Annotated in this window: 2 protein-coding genes; one reads left to right on the plus strand and one right to left on the minus strand. The window is 77.1% G+C overall.

Annotation, left to right across the window (positions count from 1 at the left end):
* On the minus strand, positions 1 to 350 hold a 350-nt coding region (locus ACFUEL_RS39905; RefSeq protein WP_380243155.1), incomplete at its 3' end, for an AAA family ATPase.
* A 184-nt stretch (positions 351 to 534) separates the two neighbouring features.
* On the opposite strand from ACFUEL_RS39905, the gene ACFUEL_RS39910 reads away from it, so the two are divergent.
* Positions 535 to 1084: SMI1/KNR4 family protein (locus ACFUEL_RS39910; RefSeq protein ID WP_380243157.1), on the plus strand; the 550-nt coding region annotated here is incomplete at its 3' end.

The following is a 1084-nucleotide window of genomic DNA, read 5'->3' on the forward strand; positions in this document are numbered from 1 at the left end:
GTCGCCGCCCCGCCCTGCACCGTCAGCGTGGACGTACCGCTCACCGCCGCCGCGATCAGCTCCGACAGCAGCGACTTGGCCGTCCCCGGCTCGCCCACCAGCATCAGCCCGCGGTCGGTCGCCAGCGTCACCAGCGCCCGCTCCACCAGCGCCGCGTTCCCCACGAACTTCCGGCTGATCCCGGCCCGTTCGTCCCCCACCACGAAACTGCGCGCCGCCCGCAGGCTCAACTCCCACCCCGGCGGCCGCGGGTCCCCGTCCCGCTCGCGCAGCACCGCCAACTCCTCCGCGAAGCGCACCTCGGCGGGCGGGCGCTGCATGTCGGGACGGTCGGCGGTCGAAACGGGCATCGTGCGATCCTCGGGGCAGACGGGCGGCTGGACGAGCGGACGGGCGGGCGGCAGGTACGGGGTGATCCTCTCAAGCCCCCGCGGGCCGGCCACGTCCGGGCTCCCGCCCGCGGACGGGCCGTCCACCGCGCACCGACCGTAGCCGACGCCGCCGACAGCACCGCCGACCGGCAGGATGGTCGCCGTGACCACGCACCCCGCACCCCCGGTCGCCGACTCCTGGCGGCGCATCGACAGCTGGCTGGCCCGGCACGCCCCCGCCGACCTCGCGCTGCTGCGCCCGCCCGCCGACCCGGCCGAACTGGCCGCCGCCGAAGAGGCCCTGGGCCTGCCACTGCCCGCCGAACTGCGCGCATCGCTGCGCTGCCACGACGGCGCCACCGAGTGGACGACACTGCTGCCCGAGCAGTCCCCGCTCGGCGCGGCCGCCATCGTCGAGCACCGGCGGATGCGCATGGAAGACGCCGCCGACGTCGACGGCTTCACCACCCGTCCCTGGGACGACGAACCGTGGTGGCACCCGCGCTGGCTGCCCTGGGCCGAGGACGCCGGCGGCCACGCCCACGTCCTCGACCTGCGCCCCGGCCCGTCCTGCGGCCGCCTCGGCTGGGCCGGGCACTCCGGCGGCGGCGACTTCACCGACTCCTGGCCCGGCCTGGCCGCCTACCTGCACGCCGTCGCCGAGGCGCTCCGGCACGGCGGCGGAGTCCGCGGCACCTACCCGTACCTGACGG

Source organism: Kitasatospora sp. NPDC057198, from assembly GCF_042670125.1.
GTDB lineage: Bacteria > Actinomycetota > Actinomycetes > Streptomycetales > Streptomycetaceae > Kitasatospora.